The organism is Winogradskyella poriferorum, from assembly GCF_050618035.1.
In the GTDB taxonomy this organism is placed as follows: domain Bacteria; phylum Bacteroidota; class Bacteroidia; order Flavobacteriales; family Flavobacteriaceae; genus Winogradskyella; species Winogradskyella poriferorum_A.
This window is the reverse complement of sequence record NZ_JBODPY010000097.1, coordinates 1-241: the sequence shown is the minus strand read 5'-3', so window position 1 is coordinate 241 and position 241 is coordinate 1. Positions and strand designations below refer to the sequence as shown.

Here is a 241-nt window from a genome sequence, read left to right as displayed (position 1 = left end):
AAGGAAGTTATTAAAGCAGTACTTGGTGAAGATATTACTTATGAGGCTGCTCTAGAAAACTTTGATAAGCGATTTGATTTTAGTGATGTTAAACCAGACGAAGGTTCAAAATTGAGTTATTTAGACTATAACTTTAAAGGTTTCCCTGCAATTCCATCTCATGGAAAATTAACATCGATTCAAAATGATGTTAAAACAACAGAAGCTAAGCTTTATAATGTATTACTTTGAAATTCATTAG

General features: G+C 30.3%; 1 pseudogene. It reads left to right on the top strand.

Going from position 1 to position 241, the window contains the following annotated elements:
- Positions 1-231 (top strand): annotated as a pseudogene (locus ACRHOC_RS15060) (gliding motility protein GldM); the annotation flags it as partial.
- Positions 232-241 lie beyond the last annotated feature (10 nt).